Genomic DNA, 23,576 nt, shown 5'->3' with positions numbered 1-23,576 from the left:
CCGCCACCATGACCATCGATCGCACTTCCGTCGTCGACCTGCGCAGCGACACCGTCACCCAACCCACGCCCGCGATGCGCGAAGCCATGATGGCTGCGCCCTTGGGCGACGACGTCTTCGGCACCGATCCGAGCGTGAACGCGCTGCAGGACAAGATCGCGGCCATGCTGGGTTTCGAGGCGGCGCTGTTCGTGCCCACGGGCACGCAGAGCAACCTGTGCGCGATCCTGTCGCACTGCGGGCGGGGCGACGAGTACATCGTCGGCCAGCAGGCGCACTGCTACCGCTGGGAAGGCGGCGGCGCGGCGGTGTTCGGCAGCGTGCAGCCGCAGCCGCTCGATCACGCGAGCGACGGCACGCTGCCGCTCGCTCAGCTCGAGGCGGCCATCAAGCCCGACGACGCGCACTTCGCGCGCACGCGGCTGCTGGCACTGGAAAACACGCTGGGCGGCAAGCTGCTGCCTTTCGAGTACGTGCAGGCTGCGACCGACTTGGCGAAGAGCAAGGGGCTGCAGCGGCATCTGGACGGCGCGCGTCTCTTCAATGCCGCGACCGCGCAGGCCGCGCTGAACAAGCGCAGCGACATCCGCGCGGAAGCCCGCCGCATCGCGCAGTGCTTCGACAGTGTGTCGGTGTGCTTCAGCAAGGGCCTGGGCGCACCCATCGGCTCGGCGCTGGTGGGGTCGCGCGAGTTCATCGCGCGGGCGCATCGCGTTCGCAAGATGGCCGGCGGCGGCATGCGGCAGGCCGGCCTGCTGGCGGCTGCGGCGTCGCATGCACTCGACCATCACATCGACCGCCTGGCCGACGACCATGCGCTGGCGCAGCGGCTCGCACAGGGGCTCGAAGGCATCGAGGGGCTGAAGGTCGAGGCGCCGCACACCAACATCGTGTTTGTCGATCTCACCGGTGCCGCGCAGGCGCGTTCCGCTGAACTGCTCGCGAGCCTCAACCAGCAAGGCATTCTTGCGACGGGGCTCTACCGGCTGCGCTTCGTGACACACCTCGATGTCGATGCCGCCGGCGTCGACCGCGCGGTCACAGCGATCCGCGGATTCTTCAACGCCTGAGCCCCAGGGGAGCAAGATGCCTGATCTTCCTCATCTGCTCGCCTTCATCGCCGCCGGCTGGCTGCTCAACCTGACACCGGGGCCCGACGTGCTGTACGTCGTGACCAACTCGCTGCGCTCCGGCGTGCGCGCCGGCATCCTGGCGGGGCTAGGCATCACGGCAGGCTGCTTCGTTCACATCTTCGCGGCCGCCGTGGGCGTCGGCACGCTGATGGCGACGTCGGCAGCGGCCTTCTCCGTGCTGAAGTACATCGGCGCGGCGTACCTGCTGTACCTTGGCGTGCGCATGGTGCTGTCGCGCGCTCAGCCGCCGGCCGACCTGCGGGCCGAGGCCGCGGCTGGCGCAGAGCGAAGTCTGAAGGCGATCTTCCTCGGCGGCTTCTGGACCAACGTGCTCAACCCCAAGGTCGCGCTGTTCTTCCTGGCCTTCGTGCCGCAATTCATCGCGCCCGGTGCCGGCAACACGGCGCTCTACTTCGTGCTGCTGGGCGTGCTCTTCAACGTCAACGCCATTCCCGTGAACGTCGGCTGGGCCGTCGCAGCGGGCTGGATGGCCCGCCGCGGCGCCGTACAGAAGGGCATGCACTGGCTCGACCGCGCCGCCGGCGTGCTGTTCATCGGCTTCGGCCTCAAGCTCGCGTTCACCGATGCGCCCGCCATTCGCGTCGGCCGCTGATTCACCCCGAGGAGACTTTCCATGATCACCCCCCAGGAAGCGCTGCAGCGCACCATCGAACACCGCGAAGTCTTCCACGACGAGATGCTCCACATCGTGCGCCTCATCATGAGCGGTGAGTGCTCGCCCGTGATGATGGCCGCGCTGATCACCGGCCTGCGCGTGAAGAAGGAGACCATCGGCGAGATCACCGCCGCCGCGCAGGTGATGCGCGAGGTGTCTACCAAGGTGCCGGTCGCGGACACGACGCACCTCGTGGACATCGTCGGCACGGGTGGCGATGGCTCGCATACCTTCAACATCTCGACCTGCTCGATGTTCGTGGCGGCCGCAGCGGGCGCCAAGGTGAGCAAACACGGCGGGCGCAGCGTGTCGAGCAAGTCGGGCAGCGCCGACGTGCTGGAGTCGCTGGGCGTGAACATCAACCTCAAGCCCGAGCAGATCGCGCGCTCCATCGAGGAGTGCGGCATCGGCTTCATGTTCGCGCCGAACCACCATCCGGCGATGAAGAACGTCGCGCCCGTGCGCAAGGAGCTGGGCATCAAGACCATCTTCAACATCCTCGGGCCGCTGACCAATCCGGCTGGCGCGCCGAACATCCTGATGGGCGTTTTTCACCCCGACCTCGTGGGCATCCAGGTGCGTGCGCTGCAGCGGCTCGGTGCCGAGCACGCGGTGGTGGTCTACGGGCGCGACGGCATGGACGAGATCTCGCTCGGTGCCGCCACCATGGTGGGCGAGCTGAAGGACGGCGAGATCCGCGAGTACGAACTGCATCCCGAGGACTTCGGCTTCCAGATGTCGAGCAATCGCGCACTGCGCGTGGAGACGCCCGAGCAGTCGAAGGCGATGCTGCTGGGCGTGCTAGACAATCAGGCCGGCCCCGCGCTCGACATCGTGCTGCTGAACGCCGGCGCGGCGCTCTATGCGGCGAACGTGGTCGACTCGGTGCAGGCGGGCGTGGAGCGCTCGCGCGCCGCCATCGCCTCGGGCGCGGCGAAGGCCAAGCTGGCCGAGCTGGTCAAGGCCTCCGCCACCGTCTGAGCTTCAAGAGAACAGGAACCCCAGAAGCCATGTCCGACATCCTCGACAAGATCGTTGCCGTCAAGCACCAGGAGGTGGCTGCGGCGCTGAAGCGCGCGCCGCTCGAAGCCGTGCGCTTCGACGCCGAGAGCCGCGTGCTGACGCGCGACTTCGAAGGCGCGCTGCGCGCCAAGATTGCTGCTGGCCATGCCGCGGTGATCGCCGAAGTCAAGAAGGCCAGTCCGAGCAAGGGCGTGCTGCGTGCGGACTTCATTCCGGCCGACATCGCGCAGAGCTACGCCGAAGGTGACGGTGAGATCAGCGCGGCCTGCCTTTCGGTGCTGACCGACAAGCAGTTCTTCCAGGGCGGCGTGGACTATCTCAAGCAGGCGCGTGCCTCGTGCGACCTGCCGGTGCTGCGCAAGGATTTCATCGTCGACGCCTACCAGGTGTACGAGTCGCGCGCGATGGGCGCCGACGCGATCCTGCTGATCGCCGCCTGCCTCGACGACGCGCAGATGAAGGACTACGAAGCCATCGCACGCGGGCTGGGCATGGCCGTGCTGGTGGAGGTGCACGACGCGGCCGAGCTCGATCGCGCGCTCAAGCTGAAGACGGCGCTGATCGGGGTCAACAACCGCAATCTGCGCAACTTCGAGGTGTCGATCCAGGCGACCATCGACCTGCTGCCGAAGCTGCCCGCGGATCGCCTGCCGGTGACGGAGTCGGGCATCGGGACGCGAGAGGACGTGGCCACCTTGCGCGCTGCGGGCGTCAACGCCTTCCTGGTCGGCGAGGCCTTCATGCGCGCCAAGGAACCCGGCGAAGCCCTCGCCGCATTGTTCAAATGAGCCGGCCCGATCAGCTGTCGAGCAGCGATCCGGCTGACTGGCCGGTTGCACCGGGCTGGCAGCCGCTGGTCGACGAATTCTTCGGCAGCGCGGTGGGGCAGAAGCTGCAGGGTTTTTTGCGCGAGCGGCTCGATGCGGGCGCCGTGATCTTTCCGCCGCAGCCGCTGAGGGCGCTGGAACTCACTCCACCGGAAGACGTGCGTGTGGTAATCCTGGGGCAGGACCCGTACCACGGGCGCGGCCAGGCCGAGGGGCTCGCCTTTTCCGTGGCGCCCGGCGTGGCGCTGCCGCCGTCGCTGCGCAACATCTTCAAGGAATTGCAGCGCGACCTGGGGACGGCGCCGCCGCCGTTTCCGAATCCGGGTGGCAGCCTGGTGAAGTGGGCTACGCATGGCGTGCTGCTGCTCAACACCTGCCTGACGGTCGAGGAGGCGCAGCCTGCCAGCCATTCCGGGCGTGGCTGGGAAGTGCTGACGGATGCGGTCATCCGGCATGTTTCAAATGGCGTCAAACCTGTTGTTTTTATGTTGTGGGGCTCGCACGCCCAAAGTAAGCGGGCGTTGATCGACGTTGAGCGCCATAAGGTGCTGATGTCGAATCATCCCTCGCCTCTTTCGGCCCAAAGGCCGCCGGTGCCGTTCATCGGCTGCGGACATTTCGGCGAAGCGCGTGCGTGGCGGGAGGCGCAGCGGGCGGCGGGGTGAACTTAGGCGATAATCGTGGGCTAACGCCTCGAGCGGTTCTCCAGCATCTTTGTTGATGCTTGGGTTTCCGGGTAGTCACAAAACCGTGCTATATTTCGAGGTTCGCCGGAGAGGTGGCCGAGTGGTTAATGGCAGCAGACTGTAAATCTGCCCTCTTACGAGTACGCTGGTTCGAATCCAGCCCTCTCCACCAGCGATGAATTTGGTTTCTAAGAGCGATTGGATTTCGCGCTTTGGGTGCCTTGGGTGCCCCCGATGCGGGAGTAGTTCAATGGTAGAACCCCAGCCTTCCAAGCTGATGACGCGGGTTCGATTCCCGTCTCCCGCTCCAGAGACCCGGTTCGGCGCCGGAAAGCGAATTGGTTAGATAAAGCCCTTTTGGCTCAGTGGTAGAGCACTCCCTTGGTAAGGGAGAGGTCGCGGGTCCGATTCCCGCAAAGGGCACCAGTTTTTGGGGGTTGCAACGGTCGTTTTGCAACCCATCTGCATACGTTGGAAACGTTTTTTTCGGAGTCGAAAAATGGCAAAAGGTAAATTCACCCGCACCAAGCCGCACGTGAACGTGGGCACGATCGGTCACGTCGACCACGGCAAGACCACGCTGACGGCTGCGATCGCCACGGTGCTGTCGTCGAAGTTCGGCGGCGAAGCCAAGGCTTACGACCAGATCGACGCGGCTCCTGAAGAAAAGGCGCGCGGCATCACGATCAACACCGCGCACGTCGAGTACGAAACGGCCAACCGCCACTACGCACACGTCGACTGCCCCGGCCACGCCGACTACGTGAAGAACATGATCACCGGCGCCGCCCAGATGGACGGCGCCATCCTGGTGTGCTCGGCCGCCGACGGCCCGATGCCCCAGACCCGTGAGCACATCCTGCTGGCTCGTCAGGTGGGCGTGGGCTACATCATCGTGTTCCTGAACAAGTGCGACATGGTCGACGACAAGGAACTGCTCGAGCTGGTCGAAATGGAAGTCCGCGAACTCCTCGACAAGTACGAATTCCCCGGCGACGACACCCCGATCATCCACGGCTCGGCCAAGCTGGCCCTGGAAGGCGACAAGGGTGAACTGGGCGAAGGCGCCATCATGAAGCTGGCCGAAGCCCTGGACACGTACATCCCGACGCCCGAGCGCGCCGTGGACGGCACGTTCCTGATGCCCGTGGAAGACGTGTTCTCGATCTCGGGTCGCGGCACGGTGGTGACCGGCGCCGTCGAGCGCGGCGTGATCAAGGTCGGTGAAGAAATCGAAATCGTGGGCATCCGCCCGACGGTCAAGACCACCTGCACCGGCGTGGAAATGTTCCGCAAGCTGCTGGACCAGGGCCAGGCTGGCGACAACGTCGGCGTGCTGCTGCGCGGCACGAAGCGTGAAGAAGTCGAGCGCGGCCAGGTGCTGTGCAAGCCCGGCTCGATCAAGCCGCACACGCACTTCACCGCCGAGGTGTATGTTCTGTCGAAGGACGAAGGTGGCCGTCACACGCCGTTCTTCAACAACTACCGTCCGCAGTTCTACTTCCGCACGACGGACGTGACCGGCGCGATCGAGCTGCCCAAGGACAAGGAAATGGTCATGCCCGGCGACAACGTCAGCATCACCGTGAAGCTGATCAACCCGATCGCGATGGAAGAAGGCCTGCGCTTCGCCATCCGCGAAGGCGGCCGTACCGTGGGTTCGGGCGTCGTGGCGAAGATCCTCGACCTGTAATACGGCGAGCGCGAAGAGTACCGGAGGGGTATAGCTCAATTGGCAGAGCGTCGGTCTCCAAAACCGAAGGTTGTAGGTTCGATTCCTACTGCCCCTGCCACTTAAGGTGGCGCTCCGAAAAGCCCGTCGTGCCCCGACGGGCTTCGGCGTCTCAAGAGACGCATTGAATTGAAGGCCTCAGGGTCACAGGAAATCAGCCGAACATGGCCACTTCTCAAATCGAAACCGTGAGCACCGGCGCCGACAAGGCCAAACTGGCCGCGGCTGTGGTGTTGGCGGTGGGCGCCATCGTGGCGTTCTACCTGCTGGCGCGCCAGGGCTCGCTGGTGCAATGGGCTGCGCTGCTGGTCGGCCTGGCCGCTGCGGTGGCTGCCTTCGGCAGTTCTGAGAATGGTCGCCAGCTGTGGGCGTTCGGCCGCGATTCGTGGCGCGAGGTCAGGAAGGTCGTCTGGCCGACCCGCAAGGAAGCAATGCAGATGACGGCCTATGTGTTCGCCTTTGTGGCGATCATGTCCGTCTTCCTCTGGCTGACCGACAAGACGCTCGAATGGGTGTTTTTCGACCTCATTCTGGGCTGGAGAAAGTAAATGACCGCTGATCCAGTGAATGCAGTTGAAACCACGCCGAGCGCACCGGAGGAAGAAAACACTTCCGTGCTGGCTCCTGCCGCCAACCCCGATCTGCGTTGGTACGTGGTGCATGCCTATTCGGGCATGGAAAAAGCCGTCGAGCGCAACATCACCGAGCGCATCAACCGCGCCGGCATGCAGGACAAGTTCGGCCGCATCCTGGTTCCGACCGAAGAAGTGGTCGAGATTAAGAACGGCCAGAAGCGCACCACCGAGCGCCGCTTCTTCCCGGGCTACGTGCTGGTCGAAATGATCATGGACGACGAGAGCTGGCACCTCGTGAAGCACACCAACAAGGTGACGGGCTTCGTGGGCGGCGCCAAGAACCGCCCGGCTCCGATCTCGCAGAAAGAGGTCGAGGACATCGTCAGCCAGATGCAGCAGGGCACCGAAAAGCCGCGTCACAAGATCGAGTTCACCGTGGGTGAATTCGTGCGCGTCAAGGAAGGCCCGTTCACCGACTTCAACGGCACCGTCGAGGAAGTCAACTACGAGAAGAGCAAGGTCAGCGTGTCGGTCATGATCTTCGGCCGCGCGACGCCTGTGGAGCTCGAATTCAGCCAGGTCGAGAAGACCTGAGCCCTGGACCGCGAGGTCCGAGCCATTCCCGGCTGCGCGTTGTCCGACTCGGCGCGCGGCCTTGATCGAAGAGTCGTTTAACCCCGGGGAGCCTCGGCCGCAAGTCAAGGCGATATCACCCGCAAGGAGCAAAAAGCATGGCGAAGAAAATCGTCGGCTTCATCAAGCTGCAAGTGCCAGCTGGTAAGGCCAACCCGTCCCCGCCGATCGGTCCCGCACTCGGTCAGCGCGGTCTGAACATCATGGAATTCTGCAAGGCGTTCAACGCGCAGACGCAGAGCTACGAGCCGGGCCTGGCGCTGCCGGTGGTCATCACCGCTTTCGCCGACAAGAGCTTCACCTTCATCATCAAGTCGCCGCCCGCTGGCGTCCTGATCAAGAAGGCGATCAAGCTCGAGAAGGGCTCCGCACGTCCGCACACCGACAAGGTGGGCAAGATCACGCGCGCACAGCTCGAAGAGATCGCAAAGACCAAGATGAAGGACCTGACCGCTGCCGACATGGACGCCGCGGTTCGCACCATCGCTGGTACGGCCCGTTCGATGGGCGTGAATGTGGAGGGCGTGTAAATGGCCAAGATCACCAAGAAGCAGAAGTCGCTCGAAGGCAAGGTCGACAGCACCAAGCTGTACCCGCTGGCTGACGCGATCAACATCGTCAAGGAAGCCGCCACCGCCAAGTTCGACGAGTCGATCGACGTGGCCGTACAGCTCGGCATCGATGCCAAGAAGTCGGACCAGGTCGTGCGTGGCGCCGTCGTGCTGCCCAACGGCACCGGCAAGACCAAGCGCGTCGCCGTGTTCGCCCAGGGCGCCAAGGCTGAAGAAGCCAAGGCCGCCGGCGCCGACATCGTCGGCATGGACGACCTGGCTGCCATGGTCAAGGCTGGCGACATGCCCTTCGACGTCGTGATCGCCGCGCCGGACGCCATGCGCGTCGTCGGTACGCTCGGCCAGATCCTCGGCCCGCGCGGCCTGATGCCGAACCCGAAGGTTGGCACCGTGACCCCGGACGTCGCCACGGCTGTGAAGAACGCCAAGGCCGGCCAGGTCCAGTTCCGCGTCGACAAGGCCGGCATCGTGCACGGCACGATCGGCCGCCGCTCGTTCGACAACGACAAGCTGCAAGGCAACCTCGCCGCGCTGATCGACGCTCTGGTCAAGGCCAAGCCCGCGACCAGCAAGGGCGTGTACCTGCGCAAGGTGGCTGTCTCGTCGACCATGGGTCTGGGTGTCCGCGTGGACACGCAAACCATCTCGGCGAGCTAAGAAGAGATTTGCCTCGCCCGGAAGGGCGGGGCGGATGTGGTGGGTCGCGGCGGCTTCGGTTGCCGCGGGCCATCCAAGACCGCTGGTGTGCAGGGTGCTGCATCTAATCGCCGGGCCTTCCCGCCCGGTAGCCAGCGCAGATGGCGATCCCGCTGCAAGGAATCAAGGAAGTCGATTTTTTGTTCCTGACAGTTGGTCGCTGCATGAAGCGCGATCCCAGGCCCCGGCCGAAGATCGCATTTAAAGGAGTAGACCTTGAGTCTGAATCGCAGTGAGAAAGAAGCGGTCATCAATGATGTGACCAGCCTCGCCGCAAAAGCTCAAACGCTCGTGATGGCGGAATACCGTGGCATCACGGTGGCCGACATGACCAAACTGCGCAACGAAGCGCGCAGCAAGGGTGTGAGCCTGAATGTTCTGAAGAACACTCTGGCCCGCCGTGCTGTCGCTGGCAGCGCGTTTGAGATCGTCGGCGACCAGATGACCGGTCCGCTGATCTACGGCTTCTCCGAAGACGCTGTGGCCGCCGCCAAGGTGGTGGCCGATTTCGCGAAGACCAACGACAAGCTGGTCATTCGCGGCGGCGCCTTCGGTGGCAAGGCCCTGGATGTCGAGGGCGTGAAGCAACTGGCCAACATCCCTTCGAAGGAAGTGCTGCTGGCGCAACTGCTGGGCTTGATGCAATCCCCGATCTCTCGTACCGCCCGCGTGCTCGCGGCGCTGGCCGAGAAGCGCGGTGGTGGCGAAGCTGCACCCGCCGATGCACCGGCAGAAGCACAGGCCGCCTGAGCAGCCTGCGTTTGAAACATTCAACCCAATTGTTAGGAAACAAAAATGGCATTCGATAAAGACGCATTTCTGACCGCGCTCGACAGCATGACGGTCCTGGAACTCAACGACCTGGTGAAAGCCATCGAAGAGAAGTTCGGCGTGAGCGCCGCTGCAATGGCCGCTCCGGCTGCTGGTGGTGGCGGTGGCGCCGCTGCTGCGGTCGAAGAGAAGACCGAATTCAACGTCGTGCTGGTTGACGCCGGCGCGAACAAGGTTTCGGCGATCAAGGCAGTGCGCGAAATCACCGGCCTGGGCCTCAAGGAAGCCAAGGACCTGGTGGAAGCCGCTCCCAAGGCTGTCAAGGAAGGCCTGTCGAAGGCTGACGCTGAAGCCGCCAAGAAGAAGCTGGAAGACGCCGGCGCCAAGGTGGAACTGAAGTAATTCAGACCCCCTGGAGGGCTGGAGGTGCCTGAAAAGGCCCTCCAGCCTTTGCCGCTTTCAGAGCGCACTCAAAAGCCGGCCTGTTGCCGGCTTTCCCGGAGATCCGAAGGGCTCTGGAAAAGCCAGAACGAGACGTTTTTTGAGTGTCTTCTGACCCCGACTGCAGAAGACCCCTTGGTTCGGGCGATGTGCAACGCATCGCTGTCCGCCAACGGCTGGTAGTGGCCAGCCGCCAAGCAGTGGTGCCTCGGCATTGCTGACAAGTCGCTGAAGATCTCAAGCACCGGAGCTCTCATGGCCCAATCGTCCGCGTACAGTTACACCGAACGCAAGCGCATCCGAAAAAGTTTCGGCAATCGCGACAGCGTCGTCGAAATCCCCTACCTGCTGCAGATGCAGAAGGACGCATACACCGCGTTCCTGCAAGCCGGCATCCCCCCGAAGCAACGCACCGTCGAAGGCCTGCAGGCCGCGTTCGACGCTGCCTTCCCGATCGTCTCGCACAACGGTTTCGTCGAGATGAAGTTCCTCGAGTACAACCTGGCGAAGCCGGCTTTCGACGTGCGCGAATGCCAGACGCGCGGCCTGACCTTCGCGTCGGCCGTGCGCGCCAAGGTTCAGCTCATCATCTATGACCGCGAGTCGTCGACCTCGCAGTCGAAGGTGGTCAAGGAAGTGAAGGAACAAGAGGTCTACATGGGCGAAGTGCCGCTCATGACGGACAAGGGGTCGTTCATCATCAACGGTACCGAGCGCGTGATCGTGTCGCAGCTGCACCGCTCGCCCGGCGTGTTCTTCGAGCATGACAAGGGCAAGACGCACAGCTCGGGCAAGCTGCTGTTCTCGGCCCGCGTGATTCCCTACCGCGGCTCGTGGCTCGACTTCGAGTTCGACCCGAAGGACATGCTGTACTTCCGCGTGGACCGTCGCCGCAAGATGCCGGTCACGATCCTGCTGAAGGCCATCGGCCTGAACCCGGAATCGATCCTCGCGAACTTCTTCGTGAACGACAACTTCCGCCTGATGGACAGCGGCGCGCAGATGGAGTTCGTCTCCGAGCGCCTGCGCGGCGAAGTCGCGCGCTTCGACATCACCGACAAGTCGGGCAAGGTCGTGGTCGCCAAGGACAAGCGCGTCACCGCGCGCCACACGCGCGAACTCGAGCAGGGCGGCACCACGCACATCAGCGTGCCGGAAGACTTCCTGATCGGCCGCGTGATCGCCCGCAACATTGTCGACGCCGACTCCGGTGAAATCCTGGCCAAGGCCAACGACGAGCTGACCGAAGCGCTGCTGAAGAAGCTGCGCACCGCCGGCGTGCAGGACGTGCAGGTCATCTACACGAACGAACTCGACCAGGGCGCGTACATCTCGCAGACCCTGCGCATCGACGAAACCGTGGACGAATTCGCCGCCCGCGTGGCCATCTACCGCATGATGCGCCCCGGCGAGCCGCCGACGGAAGACGCCGTGCAAGCGCTGTTCCAGCGCCTGTTCTACAACCCGGACACGTACGACCTGTCGCGCGTCGGCCGCATGAAGTTCAACGCCAAGGTCGGCCGCGACGAATCGACCGGCCCGATGGTGCTGACCAACGAAGACATCCTGGCCGTGGTCAAGATCCTCGTGGACCTGCGCAACGGCAACGGCGAAGTCGACGACATCGACCACCTGGGCAACCGCCGCGTGCGCTGCGTCGGCGAACTGGCCGAGAACCAGTACCGCACCGGCCTGGCTCGCATCGAGAAGGCCGTGAAGGAACGTCTGGGTCAAGCGGAACAAGAGCCGCTGATGCCGCATGACCTGATCAACAGCAAGCCGATCTCGGCCGCGCTGAAGGAATTCTTCGGCGCCTCGCAGCTGTCGCAGTTCATGGACCAGACGAACCCGCTGTCCGAAATCACCCACAAGCGCCGCGTGTCGGCCCTTGGCCCGGGCGGTCTGACGCGTGAGCGTGCTGGCTTCGAAGTGCGCGACGTGCACGTGACCCATTACGGCCGCGTGTGCCCGATCGAAACGCCTGAAGGCCCGAACATCGGCCTGATCAACTCGCTGGCCCTGTACGCCCGCCTGAACGAATACGGCTTCATCGAGACGCCGTACCGTCGCGTGGTCGACAGCAAGGTCACCAACGAGATCGACTACCTGTCGGCCATCGAGGAAGGCAAGTACGTCATCGCCCAGGCCAATGCGGCCCTGGACAAGGACGGCGTGCTGACCGGCGACCTGGTTTCGGCCCGTGAAGCCGGCGAATCGATCCTGGTCGGTGCCGAACGCATCCAGTACATGGACGTGTCGCCCGCGCAGATCGTGTCGGTGGCCGCATCGCTCGTGCCGTTCCTCGAGCACGACGACGCGAACCGCGCGCTGATGGGCGCCAACATGCAGCGTCAGGCCGTGCCCGTGCTGCGCCCCGAAAAGCCGATGGTCGGTACCGGTATCGAGCGTGTCTCCGCGGTCGACTCGGGCACCGTGGTCACGGCCACCCGCGGCGGTATCGTCGACTATGTCGACGCGACCCGTGTCGTGGTGCGCGTGAACGACGCCGAAGCGGCTGCAGGTGAAGTCGGTGTGGACATCTACAACCTGATCAAGTATCAGCGTTCGAACCAGAACACCAACATCCACCAGCGCCCCATCGTCAAGCGCGGCGACAAGATCGCCAAGGGCGACGTGGTGGCCGACGGCGCATCGACCGACCTCGGCGAACTGGCCCTCGGCCAGAACATGCTGATCGCGTTCATGCCCTGGAACGGCTACAACTTCGAAGACTCGATCCTGATCTCGGAACGCGTCGTCGCCGAAGACCGCTACACCTCGATCCACATCGAGGAACTGGTGGTGATGGCTCGCGACACCAAGCTCGGTGCCGAAGAAATCACGCGCGACATCCCGAACCTGGCCGAGCAGCAGCTCAACCGCCTCGACGAGTCCGGCATCATCTATGTCGGCGCCGAAGTGCAGCCGGGCGACACGCTGGTGGGCAAGGTCACGCCGAAGGGCGAGACCACGCTGACGCCTGAAGAGAAGCTGCTTCGCGCCATCTTCGGCGAGAAGGCTTCCGACGTGAAGGACACCTCGCTGCGCGTGGACCAGGGCTCGCAAGGCACCGTGATCGACGTGCAGGTGTTCACCCGCGAAGGCATCCAGCGCGACAAGCGCGCCCAGCAGATCATCGACGACGAGCTCAAGCGCTTCCGCCTCGACCTGAACGACCAGCTTCGCATCGTCGAAGCCGACGCGTTCGACCGTATCGAGAAGCTGCTGACCGGCAAGGTCGCCAACGGCGGCCCGAACAAGCTGGCCAAGGGCACCAAGCTCGACAAGGCCTACCTGTCGTCGGTCGAGAAGTTCCACTGGTTCGACATCCGCCCCGCGGAAGACGAAGTGGCGACGCAGCTCGAGTCGATCAAGAACTCGCTGGAGCAGACGCGCCACAGCTTCGACCTCGCGTTCGAAGAAAAGCGCAAGAAGCTCACGCAGGGCGACGAGCTGCCCGCTGGCGTGCTCAAGATGGTCAAGGTCTACCTGGCCGTCAAGCGCCGCCTGCAGCCCGGCGACAAGATGGCCGGCCGCCACGGCAACAAGGGTGTGGTGTCGAAGATCGTTCCGGTCGAAGACATGCCCCATATGGCCGACGGCACGCCGTGCGACATCTGCCTGAACCCGCTGGGCGTGCCCTCGCGGATGAACGTGGGCCAGGTTCTCGAAGTGCATCTGGGCTGGGCCGGCAAGGGCGTGGGCCAGCGCATCGGTGACCTGCTGCAGCAGGAGGCCAAGGTGGCCGAGCTGCGCAAGTTCATGGAGCAGCTGTACAACGGCTCGGGCCGCAAGGAAGACATCGCCTCGCTGAGCGACACCGAACTGCTCGAGATGGCGGGCAATCTGCAGAACGGCGCGACCTTCGCGACGCCGGTGTTCGACGGTGCCTCGGAAGAGGAAATCCGCGGCATGCTGAAGCTGGCCTATCCGGACGACATCGCCAAGGCCAAGGGCCTGACCGACAGCCGCACGCAGGCCTACCTGTTCGACGGCCGCACCGGCGACCAGTTCGAGCGTCCCGTCACCGTCGGCTACATGCACTTCCTGAAGCTGCATCACCTGGTGGACGACAAGATGCACGCCCGCTCGACCGGCCCGTACTCGCTGGTCACGCAGCAGCCTCTGGGCGGCAAGGCGCAGTTCGGCGGCCAGCGTTTCGGGGAAATGGAAGTGTGGGCGCTCGAAGCCTATGGCGCTTCCTACGTCCTGCAGGAAATGCTGACCGTGAAGTCCGACGACGTGCAAGGCCGTACCAAGGTGTACGAGAGCATCGTCAAGGGCGAGCACTCGATCGAAGCCGGCATGCCGGAATCGTTCAACGTGCTGGTCAAGGAAATCCGTTCGCTGGGTCTCGACATCGAGCTCGAGCGTTCCTAATTTGAAAAGGGAAAGAGTCTTATGAAATCGCTACTCGACCTGTTCAAGCAATTCACGCCCGATGAGCATTTCGATGCCATCAAGATCGGCATGGCTTCGCCCGAAAAGATCCGTTCGTGGTCCTTCGGCGAGGTGAAGAAGCCCGAGACGATCAACTACCGCACGTTCAAGCCCGAGCGCGACGGCCTGTTCTGCGCGAAGATCTTCGGCCCCATCAAGGACTACGAGTGCCTGTGCGGCAAGTACAAGCGCCTGAAGCATCGCGGTGTTATCTGCGAGAAGTGCGGCGTCGAAGTCACGCAGACCAAGGTGCGTCGCGAGCGCATGGGTCACATCGACCTGGCCGCGCCCTGCGCCCACATCTGGTTCCTGAAGTCGCTGCCGTCGCGCCTGGGCCTCGTGCTCGACATGACGCTGCGCGACATCGAACGCGTGCTGTACTTCGAAGCCTACGTGATCACCGACCCCGGCATGACCCCGCTGAAGAAGTTCGGCATCATGTCCGAGGACGACTATGACGCGAAGCGCAAGGAATACGGCGACGAGTTCGTCGCCAAGATGGGCGCCGAAGGCATCAAGGACCTGCTCGAAGGCATCGAACTCGACAGCGAGATCGAACGCCTGCGCGGCGACCTGACCGGCTCCGAAGTCAAGGTCAAGAAGAACTCCAAGCGCCTGAAGGTGCTGGAAGCCTTCCGCAAGTCGGGCATCAAGCCCGAGTGGATGGTGCTCGACGTGCTGCCCGTGCTGCCGCCGGACCTGCGTCCGCTGGTGCCGCTGGACGGCGGCCGCTTCGCGACCTCCGACCTGAACGACCTGTACCGCCGCGTCATCAACCGCAATTCGCGTCTGCGCCGCCTGCTGGAGCTGAAGGCTCCGGAAATCATCGCGCGCAACGAGAAGCGGATGCTGCAGGAGGCCGTCGACTCGCTGCTGGACAACGGCCGCCGTGGCAAGGCCATGACGGGCGCCAACAAGCGCGCGCTAAAGTCGCTGGCCGACATGATCAAGGGCAAGAGCGGCCGCTTCCGCCAGAACCTGCTGGGCAAGCGCGTCGACTACTCGGGCCGTTCGGTCATCGTGGTGGGCCCGACGCTCAAGCTGCACCAGTGCGGCCTGCCGAAGCTGATGGCGCTCGAGCTGTTCAAGCCCTTCATCTTCTCGCGCCTCGAAGCCATGGGCATCGCGACCACGATCAAGGCTGCCAAGAAGGAAGTCGAATCGGGCACGCCGGTGGTCTGGGACATCCTGGAAGAGGTCATCAAGGAGCACCCGGTCATGCTGAACCGCGCTCCGACGCTGCACCGCCTGGGCATCCAGGCCTTCGAGCCGATCCTGATCGAAGGCAAGGCCATCCAGCTGCACCCGCTCGTCTGCGCGGCATTCAACGCCGACTTCGACGGCGACCAGATGGCCGTCCACGTGCCGCTGTCGGTGGAAGCGCAGATGGAAGCCCGCACGCTGATGCTGGCCTCCAACAACGTGCTGTTCCCGGCTTCTGGCGAACCGTCGATCGTTCCCTCGCAGGACGTGGTGCTGGGTCTGTACTACACGACCCGCGACCGCATCAACGGCAAGGGCGAAGGCCTGATCTTCTCCGACATCGGTGAAGTCCAGCGCGCGCTCGACGCCAACGAAGTCGAACTCACCGCCAAGGTGGCTGTGCGCATCACGGAGTACACCAAGAACAAGGAAACCGGCGAATTCGTGCCGTCGACCTCGCTCGTGGACACCACCGTGGGCCGCGCGCTGCTGTCCGAGATCCTGCCGAAGGGCCTGCCGTTCTCGAACATCAACAAGGCGCTGAAGAAGAAGGAGATCTCCAAGCTCATCAACGTCTCGTTCCGCAAGTGCGGCCTGAAGGAAACCGTCGTCTTCGCAGACAAGCTGCTGCAGAACGGCTTCCGCCTGGCGACCAAGGCCGGCATCTCGATCGCCATCGACGACATGCTGGTGCCTTCGGAGAAGCACGGCATCATCGAGCGCTCGGCCAAGGAAGTGAAGGAGATCGAGCAGCAGTACGTCTCCGGTCTCGTGACCTCCGGCGAGCGCTACAACAAGGTGGTGGACATCTGGGGCAAGGCCGGCGACGAAGTGTCGAAGGTGATGATGGCCAAGCTGTCGAAGCAGAAGGTCATCGACCGCAACGGCAAGGAAGTCGAGCAGGAGTCCTTCAACTCGATCTACATGATGGCCGACTCCGGCGCCCGCGGTTCCGCGGCCCAGATCCGCCAGGTGGCCGGCATGCGCGGCCTGATGGCCAAGCCTGACGGCTCGATCATCGAGACGCCCATTACCGCGAACTTCCGCGAAGGTCTGAACGTGCTGGAGTACTTCATCTCCACCCACGGTGCCCGCAAGGGTCTGGCCGACACGGCGCTGAAGACGGCGAACTCGGGCTACCTGACCCGTCGTCTGGTCGACGTGACGCAAGACCTGGTCGTGACCGAGCAGGACTGCGGCACGCACGGCGGCTACCTGATGCGCGCCATCGTCGAAGGCGGTGAAGTCATCGAATCGCTGCGCGACCGTATCCTCGGCCGCACCGCAGCCGACGACGTGCTGCACCCGGAAAACCGCTCGGTGCTGCTGAAGGCCGGCGAGATGTTCGACGAGGACACCATCGAGGCGCTGGAAGCGCAGGGCGTCGACGAGGTCAAGGTCCGCACCGCGCTGACCTGCGAGACCCGCTTCGGCATCTGCTCGACCTGCTACGGCCGCGACCTGGGCCGCGGCGGCCTGATCAACATCGGCGAAGCCGTCGGTGTGATCGCCGCCCAGTCCATCGGTGAACCCGGCACGCAGCTGACGATGCGTACCTTCCACATCGGTGGTGCCGCTTCGCGCGCCGCCATCGCCTCGAGCGTGGAAGCCAAGTCGAACGGCTCGATCGGCTTCAACGCCACGATGCGCTACGTGACCAACAGCAAGGGCGAGCTGGTCGTGATCTCGCGTTCGGGCGAAATCGTCATCCACGACGAGCACGGCCGCGAGCGCGAGCGCCACAAGGTGCCGTACGGCGCGACCCTGACGGTCAAGGCCGACCAGCAGATCAAGGCTGGCCACGTCCTGGCCAACTGGGACCCGCTGACCCGCCCGATCATCACGGAATTCGCCGGCAAGACGCAGTTCGAAAACGTCGAGGAAGGCCTCACGGTCGCCAAGCAGGTGGACGAAGTGACCGGTCTGTCGACCCTGGTCGTGATCGACCCGAAGCGCCGCGGCGCTGCCAAGGTCGTTCGTCCGCAGGTGAAGCTCATCGACGCCTCCGGCGCCGAAGTGAAGATCCCGGGCACCGACCACTCGGTGACGATCGGCTTCCCGATCGGCGCGCTGGTGCAGGTGCGCGACGGCCAGGACGTGGGCCCCGGCGAAGTGCTGGCGCGCATTCCGGTCGAAGGCCAGAAGACCCGCGACATCACCGGCGGTCTGCCGCGCGTTGCCGAGCTGTTCGAAGCCCGTTCGCCGAAGGACAAGGGCATGCTGGCCGAAATGACCGGCACCGTGTCGTTCGGCAAGGAAACGAAGGGCAAGATCCGCCTGCAGATCACCGATCCGGAAGGCACGGTCTGGGAAGACCTCGTGCCGAAGGAAAAGAACATCCTGGTGCACGAAGGCCAGGTGGTGAACAAGGGCGAATCCGTGGTCGACGGCCCGGCGGACCCGCAGGACATCCTGCGCCTGCTGGGTTCGGAAGAGCTGGCGCGCTACATCGTGGACGAAGTGCAGGACGTTTACCGCCTGCAGGGCGTGAAGATCAACGACAAGCACATCGAGGTGATCGTTCGCCAGATGCTGCGCCGCGTCGTGGTCGACAACGCTGGCGACACGAGCTACATCTCCGGTGAACAGGTCGAACGCAGCGAAATGCTCAACACCAACGACGCCCTGCGCGCCGAAGGCAAGATCCCCGCGACGTTCACCAACCTGCTGCTGGGTATCACGAAGGCGTCGCTGTCGACCGACTCGTTCATCTCGGCCGCTTCGTTCCAGGAAACGACGCGCGTGCTGACCGAAGCCGCGATCATGGGCAAGCGCGACGAGCTGCGCGGCCTGAAGGAAAACGTCATCGTCGGCCGCCTGATCCCCGCGGGCACCGGCATGGCGTACCACCAGGCACGCAAGGTCAAGGACGCCATGGACGAGGCCGAGCGTCGCGCCATCGCCGAATCGGAAGCGGCCGAACTGGCTGGTTCCGGCGAAGGCGATGCGGCTGCCAGCACGACGGTGGACGCCAGCGAAGGCGCTGCGACCGAATAACTGGTTAGCATCACCGGCCATGACCGGTACACCACGCCCCCCGACCGCCCCCGGTTGGGGGGCGTTTTCTTGTTCCCTGTGTTCGCATGATGATGAAGAGGCCTTGCCGTCGATGAGCGTGTTGCCCGAATCGCTGGCCGGCTGGATCGTGGTCGCGGTCCTGCTGTTCTGGTTTGTCGGTGCCTACAACCGGCTGGTGCGCCTGCGCGCGGCCGTGCTGCAGGCCTATGGCCAGCTCGATGCGGCGCTGGGCAAGCAGCTCGACTTCGTGCAGGCCAGCATCGCGGCCGGCCCGCAGCCCGAGGCGGCGCCGACTGGCGAATCGCTGTCGTCCATCGCGCCGCTGCAGGCTGCAACGGCGCAGCTCGCGACCCTGCTGGGCGCGACCCGGCTGCGCCCGCTCGACGTCGGCGGCATGGCGGCGCTGGCGACCGCGCTGCAGGTCTGGATCGGCGCCTGGCAGCGGCAGCACCCCGACCAGGTGACCGTGTTCGACGCCGACGGCACGCTGTCGCGGCCCGCGCAGCTGCTGCCTGGGGCGACAAGCATGGTGCCCGGCACGGCGGAACCCATCGGCTGGCCCGAACCCTCCGCCGCGGCGGAGATCGCGCGCAGCCAGTTCAACCAGGCGGTGGCGCAATACAACGCCGCCATCGCCCAGTTTCCGGCGCTGCTGGTGGCATGGGCCGTGCGTCTGCGTCCGGCGGCGCCGCTGCTCTGAAGCGGCGCGCCCGGCGCGCTGCTCCGGCAATTTCCTCTTTCCATGTGCGAAGTCCGGCTTTTGGCCGGCCCGTTACCATCGCCCCCAACTTGTCAGAACTACCCTCCGACCCCTCCCGCAGAGGCCATGGCGACACGCCACCCCTGCAACAACCCCCGCTCTGGCGCCAACTGCAGCTGACTGCGGCGGCGCTGGCGTCGATTCGTGCCGGCACGTCGGGCTCCGTGGCCTTCGAGGCCGTCGAGCCCGCGCTGCGCCCCGGCGTGCAGTCGCTCGGCTTCCAGGTGCTGCGCTGGCTCGGCCGCGCCGAAGCCCTTCGCCGCCATCTGGCCAAGCGCACGCCGCCGCCCCTGCCTGATGCGCTGCTGTGCACCGCACTGGCGCTCGCGTGGGACGCCTCGCACGCGCCCTACGAGCCTTTCACGCTGGTCGACCAGGCCGTCGAGGCCGCCAAGCGCAACCCGGCCACGCGGGCGCAGGCCAGCTTCATCAACGCCTGCCTGCGGCGCTTTCTGCGCGAACGTGATGAGCTCGTGGCCGCGACCGACTCCGAACCCGTCGCGCAGTGGAACCATCCGCGCTGGTGGATCGAGCGGCTGAAGCGCGACCATCCGCGCGAGTGGCAGCGGGTGCTGGCCGCCGACAACGCGCACGCGCCGATGACGCTGCGGGTCAACCTCCGCAAGACGACGGCTGCTTCCTATCTGACCGAACTCGAAGCCGTGGGCCTGGGCGCGACGCGCGTGGGCCCCAGCGGCCTGCAGCTGGCGCGCGCCCGCCCTGTGCAGCAGTTGCCCGGTTTTGGCGACGGTGCCTGCTCGGTGCAGGACGCGGCTGCGCAGATGGCGGCGCCGCTGCTCCTCGATGGGTTCTTGCCGGCAAGCCCCGGTGCTGCACCGCTGCGCGTGCTCGACGCCTGCGCCGCTCCCGGCGGCAAGACCGCGCACCTGCTCGAAATGGCGAGCCCCGGCGCCATCGATGTCACCGCGCTGGAAGTCGATGCCGTCCGCAGCCGCCGCATCGATGACACCCTGGCGCGCCTCGGGCTCGAGGCCAAGGTGCTCGTTGCCGATGCAGGCCGGCCCGACCAGTGGTGGGACGGCACGCCCTTCGACGCCATCCTGCTCGACGCGCCATGCACGGCCTCGGGCATCGTGAGGCGCCACCCCGACGTGCGCTGGCTGCGCCGCGAGAGCGATACCGCCCAGCTCGCCGCACAGCAGGCCGCGCTCCTGGCTGCCTTGTGGCCGCTGGTGCGGCCCGGCGGACGACTTCTTTACTGCACTTGCTCCGTGTTTCGCGAAGAGGGCTCGCAACAAATTGATGCGTTTCTTGTACACAACACCAACGCACGATTGCTGCCATCGCCGGGCCATTTGCTGCCCCAAAGCGGGTCGAATGCCCGTGGCGTCCCGGACAATGCCTCTGGTGACCACGACGGCTTTTTCTACGCCCTGCTTGAAAAGCGTCCGCGTTGAGCGACGGCGCTGGCTGGTCCTGTCGCTGCCCGTCCTGCTCTGGATCTGGGCGATGTGCATGGCCTTCCTGCCGGCTGCGGCATTCGCCCAGGGGCGCAGCGGCGCCACGATCACCCAGATGCGGCTGGAGCAGGCCGACGACGGCGTCTACTTCACCGCCGGCGTGCAGTTCGAGCTGCCCTCGCTGGTCGAGGAGGTGCTCGACAAGGGCATCGCCATCTATTTCGTGGCCGAGGCCGAGCTCTTCCAGGAGCGCTGGTACTGGACCGACCGCAAGGTCGCCCAGGTCACGCGCCACATGCGGCTGGCTTACCAGCCGCTCACGCGGCGCTGGCGGCTCAACGTGTCGGCGGCGCCCATGACCGGCGCGGCGGGTCTTGGCATCTCGCTGAACCAGAATTTCGACACCCTCGGCGACGCGCTCGACGCCATCAAGCGCGTCGGCCGCCTGCGCATGGGCGACCTGGCCGAGATCGGCGACGACCCGCAGCACCAGGTCACCTTCCGCTTCAGGCTCGACACCTCGCAGCTGCCGCGCCCCTTCCAGATCGGCGTGGTAGGCCAGGCCGACTGGAACATCGCCGTCGAGCGCACGGCCAAGCTCCCGCTGGAGAAGCAGAAGTGAGCACTCCGGCGCGCAGCGGCACGGCGGCCTCGCAGGCCGCGAGCCGCGCGCGGGCCCGGCGCTGGGCCATCGGCGTCGGCGCCGCGCTGGTCACCGCCATCGGCCTGGTGCTGATCTTCCTGCTGGCGCAGGCCACCAACAACCGCGCGCTGTACGAGCGCTACTACGTGCGCCTTTTCGGCATCAACGTCGTGGTGGCGGTGCTGCTGGTGCTGGTGATCGGCTGGGTCGCCTTCCGGCTGCTGCGGCGCCTCAGGCAGGGCAAGTTCGGCAGTCGGCTGCTCATCAAGCTGGCGGCCATCTTCGCACTGGTGGGTGTGGTGCCGGGCGCGCTGGTGTATGTGGTGTCGTACCAGTTCGTCGCGCGCTCGATCGAGAGCTGGTTCGACGTGAAGGTCGAGGGCGCGCTCGACGCCGGCCTGAACCTCGGGCGGGCCACGCTCGATTCGCTGTCCGACGATCTTGCGGTCAAGACGCGCGGCGCCAGCTCGCAACTGGCGCAGGTGCCCGACGCGAGCGCGGGCCTGGTGCTCGAGCGCATCCGCGACCAGCTCGAAGCCAGCGACGTGATTCTCTGGACCGGCTCCGGACAACTGGTGGCCAGCGCCGGCACCTCGCGTTTCCAGCTCAACCCCGACCGGCCGACCCAGCAGCAGTTTCGACAGGTGCGTCCCGAGCGTGCCGTCGCGCACGTCGAGGGGCTGGACGAAACCACCGCGCCCGGGGCAACCCCGCCGGCCGCGAGCGTGCGTGCGCTCGCCATGGTGCAAAGGCCCGGCTTCGACTTCGACACCGCGCCGCGCTATCTGCAGGTCACGCGGCCACTGCCACCGGCTGTGGTCGCCAATGCGCTGGCCGTGCAGGAGGCCAACCGCGAGTACCAGGAGAGGGCCCTCGCGCGCGAAGGCCTGCGCCGCATGTACATCGGCACGCTCACGCTGAGCCTGTTCCTCGCCGTGTTCGGTGCGGTGCTGCTGGCCGTGCTGTTCGGCAACCAGCTCGCGCGGCCGCTGCTCGTGCTGGCCGACGGCGTGCGGCAGGTGGCGGCCGGCGACCTGCGGCCCACCGCCGTGCTGCAGGGCAAGGACGAGCTGGGCGGACTCACGCGCTCCTTTGCCGTCATGACGCAGCAGCTGGCCGATGCCCGCGGCGCAGTCGAGAAGACCGTGGGCCAGCTCGATGCCGCGCGCGCCAACCTGCAGACCATCCTCGACAACCTGACCTCGGGCGTGATCGTGCTGGATGCCAAGGGCATCGTGCTGTCCACCAACCCCGGCGCGACCCGCGTGCTGCGCGCGCCGCTCGCGGCCTACGAGGGCCGGCCGCTCGTCGAGGTGCCGGGGCTGGCCGAGTTCGGTACAAAGGTGCAGCAGCAGTTCGAGGACTTTCTCGTCGAGCGCATGCAGCATGGCCTCGACCACTGGCAGCACGCCTTCGAGCTGCATGCCTCCGGCACCGATCTGCCGCAGCAGGACGGCGCCATCAACATCGTCGCGCGCGGCGCGGAGCTGCCTGGCGCCGCGCGGCTGCTGGTGTTCGACGACATCTCCGAGATCGTCTCGGCCCAGCGCGCGCAGGCCTGGGGCGAGGTCGCGCGCCGGCTCGCGCACGAGATCAAGAACCCGCTCACGCCGATCCAGCTTTCGGCCGAGCGGCTCGAGATGAAGCTCTCGGGCAAGGTGCAGCCGCCCGAGCAAGCCGTGCTCGTGAAGTCGGTGAAGACCATCGTCGACCAGGTCGACGCGATGAAGCGGCTGGTCAACGAATTCCGCGACTACGCGCGCCTGCCCGCGGCCGACCTCAAGCCGGTGGACCTGAACGCGCTGCTGACCGACGTGCTGCAGCTCTACAGCGCGGAGAACCTGCCGATCACGCTGCGCTCCGAGCTCGACGAGCGCTGCCCGCCCATCAGGGGCGACGCGCAGCAGATCCGCCAGGTCATACACAACCTGTTGCAGAACGCGCAGGACGCAGCGGAAGCCGCCGCCAGTGGAACGGGCAAGGTCGGCGAGGTCACCATCCGCACGAGGCTCGGCGATTCGGGGCAGCGCGTGCGCCTGACCGTGCAGGACAGTGGCCCCGGCTTTGCCGAGAATATTCTGAAGCGTGCCTTCGAGCCCTACGTCACCACGAAAACAAAAGGTACTGGTTTGGGCCTCGCCGTCGTCAAGAAGATCGCCGACGAGCATGGCGCGCGCATCGAGCTTTCGAATCGCGTTGTCGACGGGGCTGTAGCAGGGGCACAAGTCTCGCTATCATTCGCGCTGGCAAGCGAGCCGCGGGCAGCGGTCGCTCACACCACCGAAGATTCGTCGAAGTCTTCCGCCTGAGCCGCACGAATGTCCGT

General features: G+C 65.5%; 18 protein-coding genes and 4 tRNA genes. All 22 read left to right on the top strand.

The window, feature by feature from the left end; genetic code table 11:
* The first annotated feature begins 8 nt into the window (after window positions 1-8).
* The 22 genes from ltaE (at window position 9) to AC1VNX_RS31255 (ending at window position 23,559) form a co-directional block, all read left to right on the top strand.
* Window positions 9-1,070: a low-specificity L-threonine aldolase gene (gene ltaE, locus AC1VNX_RS31360; RefSeq protein ID WP_483161424.1), complete on the top strand. Its 1,062-nt coding sequence runs from the start codon at window positions 9-11 to the stop codon at window positions 1,068-1,070.
* Between the two features lie 16 nt (window positions 1,071-1,086).
* Window positions 1,087-1,746: a LysE family translocator gene (locus tag AC1VNX_RS31355; protein WP_483161423.1), complete on the top strand. Its 660-nt coding sequence runs from the start codon at window positions 1,087-1,089 to the stop codon at window positions 1,744-1,746.
* Between the two features lie 21 nt (window positions 1,747-1,767).
* Entirely contained in the window at window positions 1,768-2,790 is a 1,023-nt protein-coding gene (trpD, locus tag AC1VNX_RS31350) for an anthranilate phosphoribosyltransferase (protein ID WP_125949144.1), read from the top strand.
* A gap of 29 nt (window positions 2,791-2,819) precedes the next feature.
* On the top strand, window positions 2,820-3,620 hold the full coding sequence (trpC, locus tag AC1VNX_RS31345) for an indole-3-glycerol phosphate synthase TrpC (RefSeq protein ID WP_483161422.1): 801 nt from the start codon (window positions 2,820-2,822) through the stop codon (window positions 3,618-3,620).
* Window positions 3,617-4,324, top strand: coding sequence for a uracil-DNA glycosylase (locus AC1VNX_RS31340; protein WP_483161421.1), 708 nt, complete (start codon window positions 3,617-3,619; stop codon window positions 4,322-4,324). The genes trpC and AC1VNX_RS31340 overlap by 4 nt, the downstream gene beginning before the upstream one ends.
* Window positions 4,325-4,431: 107 nt before the next feature.
* Window positions 4,432-4,517: transfer RNA gene (locus tag AC1VNX_RS31335), tRNA-Tyr, on the top strand.
* Window positions 4,518-4,581: 64 nt separating this feature from the next.
* Window positions 4,582-4,655: transfer RNA gene (locus AC1VNX_RS31330), tRNA-Gly, on the top strand.
* Window positions 4,656-4,696: 41 nt separating this feature from the next.
* A tRNA-Thr gene (locus tag AC1VNX_RS31325) sits at window positions 4,697-4,771 on the top strand.
* 73 nt (window positions 4,772-4,844) lie between these two features.
* Window positions 4,845-6,038, top strand: coding sequence for an elongation factor Tu (tuf, locus tag AC1VNX_RS31320; RefSeq protein ID WP_483155525.1), 1,194 nt, complete (start codon window positions 4,845-4,847; stop codon window positions 6,036-6,038).
* Window positions 6,039-6,062: 24 nt separating this feature from the next.
* Window positions 6,063-6,138: transfer RNA gene (locus AC1VNX_RS31315), tRNA-Trp, on the top strand.
* 103 nt (window positions 6,139-6,241) lie between these two features.
* A complete protein-coding gene (gene secE / locus AC1VNX_RS31310; RefSeq protein ID WP_019658339.1) occupies window positions 6,242-6,625 on the top strand; it encodes a preprotein translocase subunit SecE in 384 nt (127 codons plus the stop codon).
* Window positions 6,626-7,246: a transcription termination/antitermination protein NusG gene (gene nusG / locus AC1VNX_RS31305; protein WP_483161420.1), complete on the top strand. Its 621-nt coding sequence runs from the start codon at window positions 6,626-6,628 to the stop codon at window positions 7,244-7,246.
* 137 nt (window positions 7,247-7,383) lie between these two features.
* The gene (gene rplK, locus AC1VNX_RS31300) at window positions 7,384-7,815 is read left to right on the top strand and encodes a 50S ribosomal protein L11 (RefSeq protein WP_093206996.1); all 432 of its coding nucleotides are present in this window, start codon (window positions 7,384-7,386) and stop codon (window positions 7,813-7,815) included.
* Entirely contained in the window at window positions 7,816-8,514 is a 699-nt protein-coding gene (rplA, locus tag AC1VNX_RS31295) for a 50S ribosomal protein L1 (protein ID WP_483161419.1), read from the top strand.
* Window positions 8,515-8,769: 255 nt separating this feature from the next.
* On the top strand, window positions 8,770-9,303 hold the full coding sequence (gene rplJ, locus AC1VNX_RS31290) for a 50S ribosomal protein L10 (RefSeq protein WP_483161418.1): 534 nt from the start codon (window positions 8,770-8,772) through the stop codon (window positions 9,301-9,303).
* Window positions 9,304-9,348: 45 nt separating this feature from the next.
* Window positions 9,349-9,726 carry a 50S ribosomal protein L7/L12 gene (gene rplL / locus AC1VNX_RS31285; RefSeq protein WP_125952981.1) on the top strand — a complete coding sequence of 126 codons (378 nt, stop codon included), beginning with the start codon at window positions 9,349-9,351 and terminating at the stop codon, window positions 9,724-9,726.
* 294 nt (window positions 9,727-10,020) lie between these two features.
* On the top strand, window positions 10,021-14,145 hold the full coding sequence (rpoB, locus tag AC1VNX_RS31280; RefSeq protein ID WP_093207004.1) for a DNA-directed RNA polymerase subunit beta: 4,125 nt from the start codon (window positions 10,021-10,023) through the stop codon (window positions 14,143-14,145).
* 21 nt (window positions 14,146-14,166) lie between these two features.
* Window positions 14,167-18,405: a DNA-directed RNA polymerase subunit beta' gene (gene rpoC, locus AC1VNX_RS31275; protein WP_483161417.1), complete on the top strand. Its 4,239-nt coding sequence runs from the start codon at window positions 14,167-14,169 to the stop codon at window positions 18,403-18,405.
* Between the two features lie 112 nt (window positions 18,406-18,517).
* Window positions 18,518-19,126 (top strand): LemA family protein, encoded by a 609-nt coding sequence (locus tag AC1VNX_RS31270; protein ID WP_483161416.1) that lies wholly within the window; start codon window positions 18,518-18,520, stop codon window positions 19,124-19,126.
* A gap of 89 nt (window positions 19,127-19,215) precedes the next feature.
* Entirely contained in the window at window positions 19,216-20,604 is a 1,389-nt protein-coding gene (rsmB, locus tag AC1VNX_RS31265; RefSeq protein ID WP_483161415.1) for a 16S rRNA (cytosine(967)-C(5))-methyltransferase RsmB, read from the top strand.
* Window positions 20,585-21,229, top strand: a complete 645-nt coding sequence (locus tag AC1VNX_RS31260; RefSeq protein ID WP_483161414.1) for a DUF4390 domain-containing protein — start codon at window positions 20,585-20,587, stop codon at window positions 21,227-21,229. The genes rsmB and AC1VNX_RS31260 overlap by 20 nt, the downstream gene beginning before the upstream one ends.
* Complete coding sequence (locus AC1VNX_RS31255) at window positions 21,226-23,559, top strand: sensor histidine kinase (protein WP_483161413.1); 2,334 nt, start codon at window positions 21,226-21,228, stop codon at window positions 23,557-23,559. Before AC1VNX_RS31260 ends, AC1VNX_RS31255 begins: the two co-directional genes overlap by 4 nt.
* Window positions 23,560-23,576 lie beyond the last annotated feature (17 nt).

Source organism: Variovorax sp. TLI9-5A (assembly GCF_056867935.1).
This window is presented reverse-complemented; position numbering and strand designations above follow the sequence as displayed.

Bases quoted from the DNA above. Each gene is read 5' to 3' on its own strand.
- ltaE (WP_483161424.1), top strand. From the start codon at position 9: ATGACCATCGATCGCACTTCCGTCGTCGACCTGCGCAGCGACACCGTC.
- AC1VNX_RS31355 (WP_483161423.1), top strand. From the start codon at position 1,087: ATGCCTGATCTTCCTCATCTGCTCGCCTTCATCGCCGCCGGCTGGCTG.
- trpD (WP_125949144.1), top strand. From the start codon at position 1,768: ATGATCACCCCCCAGGAAGCGCTGCAGCGCACCATCGAACACCGCGAA.
- trpC (WP_483161422.1), top strand. From the start codon at position 2,820: ATGTCCGACATCCTCGACAAGATCGTTGCCGTCAAGCACCAGGAGGTG.
- AC1VNX_RS31340 (WP_483161421.1), top strand. From the start codon at position 3,617: ATGAGCCGGCCCGATCAGCTGTCGAGCAGCGATCCGGCTGACTGGCCG.
- tuf (WP_483155525.1), top strand. From the start codon at position 4,845: ATGGCAAAAGGTAAATTCACCCGCACCAAGCCGCACGTGAACGTGGGC.
- secE (WP_019658339.1), top strand. From the start codon at position 6,242: ATGGCCACTTCTCAAATCGAAACCGTGAGCACCGGCGCCGACAAGGCC.
- nusG (WP_483161420.1), top strand. From the start codon at position 6,626: ATGACCGCTGATCCAGTGAATGCAGTTGAAACCACGCCGAGCGCACCG.
- rplK (WP_093206996.1), top strand. From the start codon at position 7,384: ATGGCGAAGAAAATCGTCGGCTTCATCAAGCTGCAAGTGCCAGCTGGT.
- rplA (WP_483161419.1), top strand. From the start codon at position 7,816: ATGGCCAAGATCACCAAGAAGCAGAAGTCGCTCGAAGGCAAGGTCGAC.
- rplL (WP_125952981.1), top strand. From the start codon at position 9,349: ATGGCATTCGATAAAGACGCATTTCTGACCGCGCTCGACAGCATGACG.
- rpoB (WP_093207004.1), top strand. From the start codon at position 10,021: ATGGCCCAATCGTCCGCGTACAGTTACACCGAACGCAAGCGCATCCGA.
- rpoC (WP_483161417.1), top strand. From the start codon at position 14,167: ATGAAATCGCTACTCGACCTGTTCAAGCAATTCACGCCCGATGAGCAT.
- AC1VNX_RS31270 (WP_483161416.1), top strand. From the start codon at position 18,518: ATGAGCGTGTTGCCCGAATCGCTGGCCGGCTGGATCGTGGTCGCGGTC.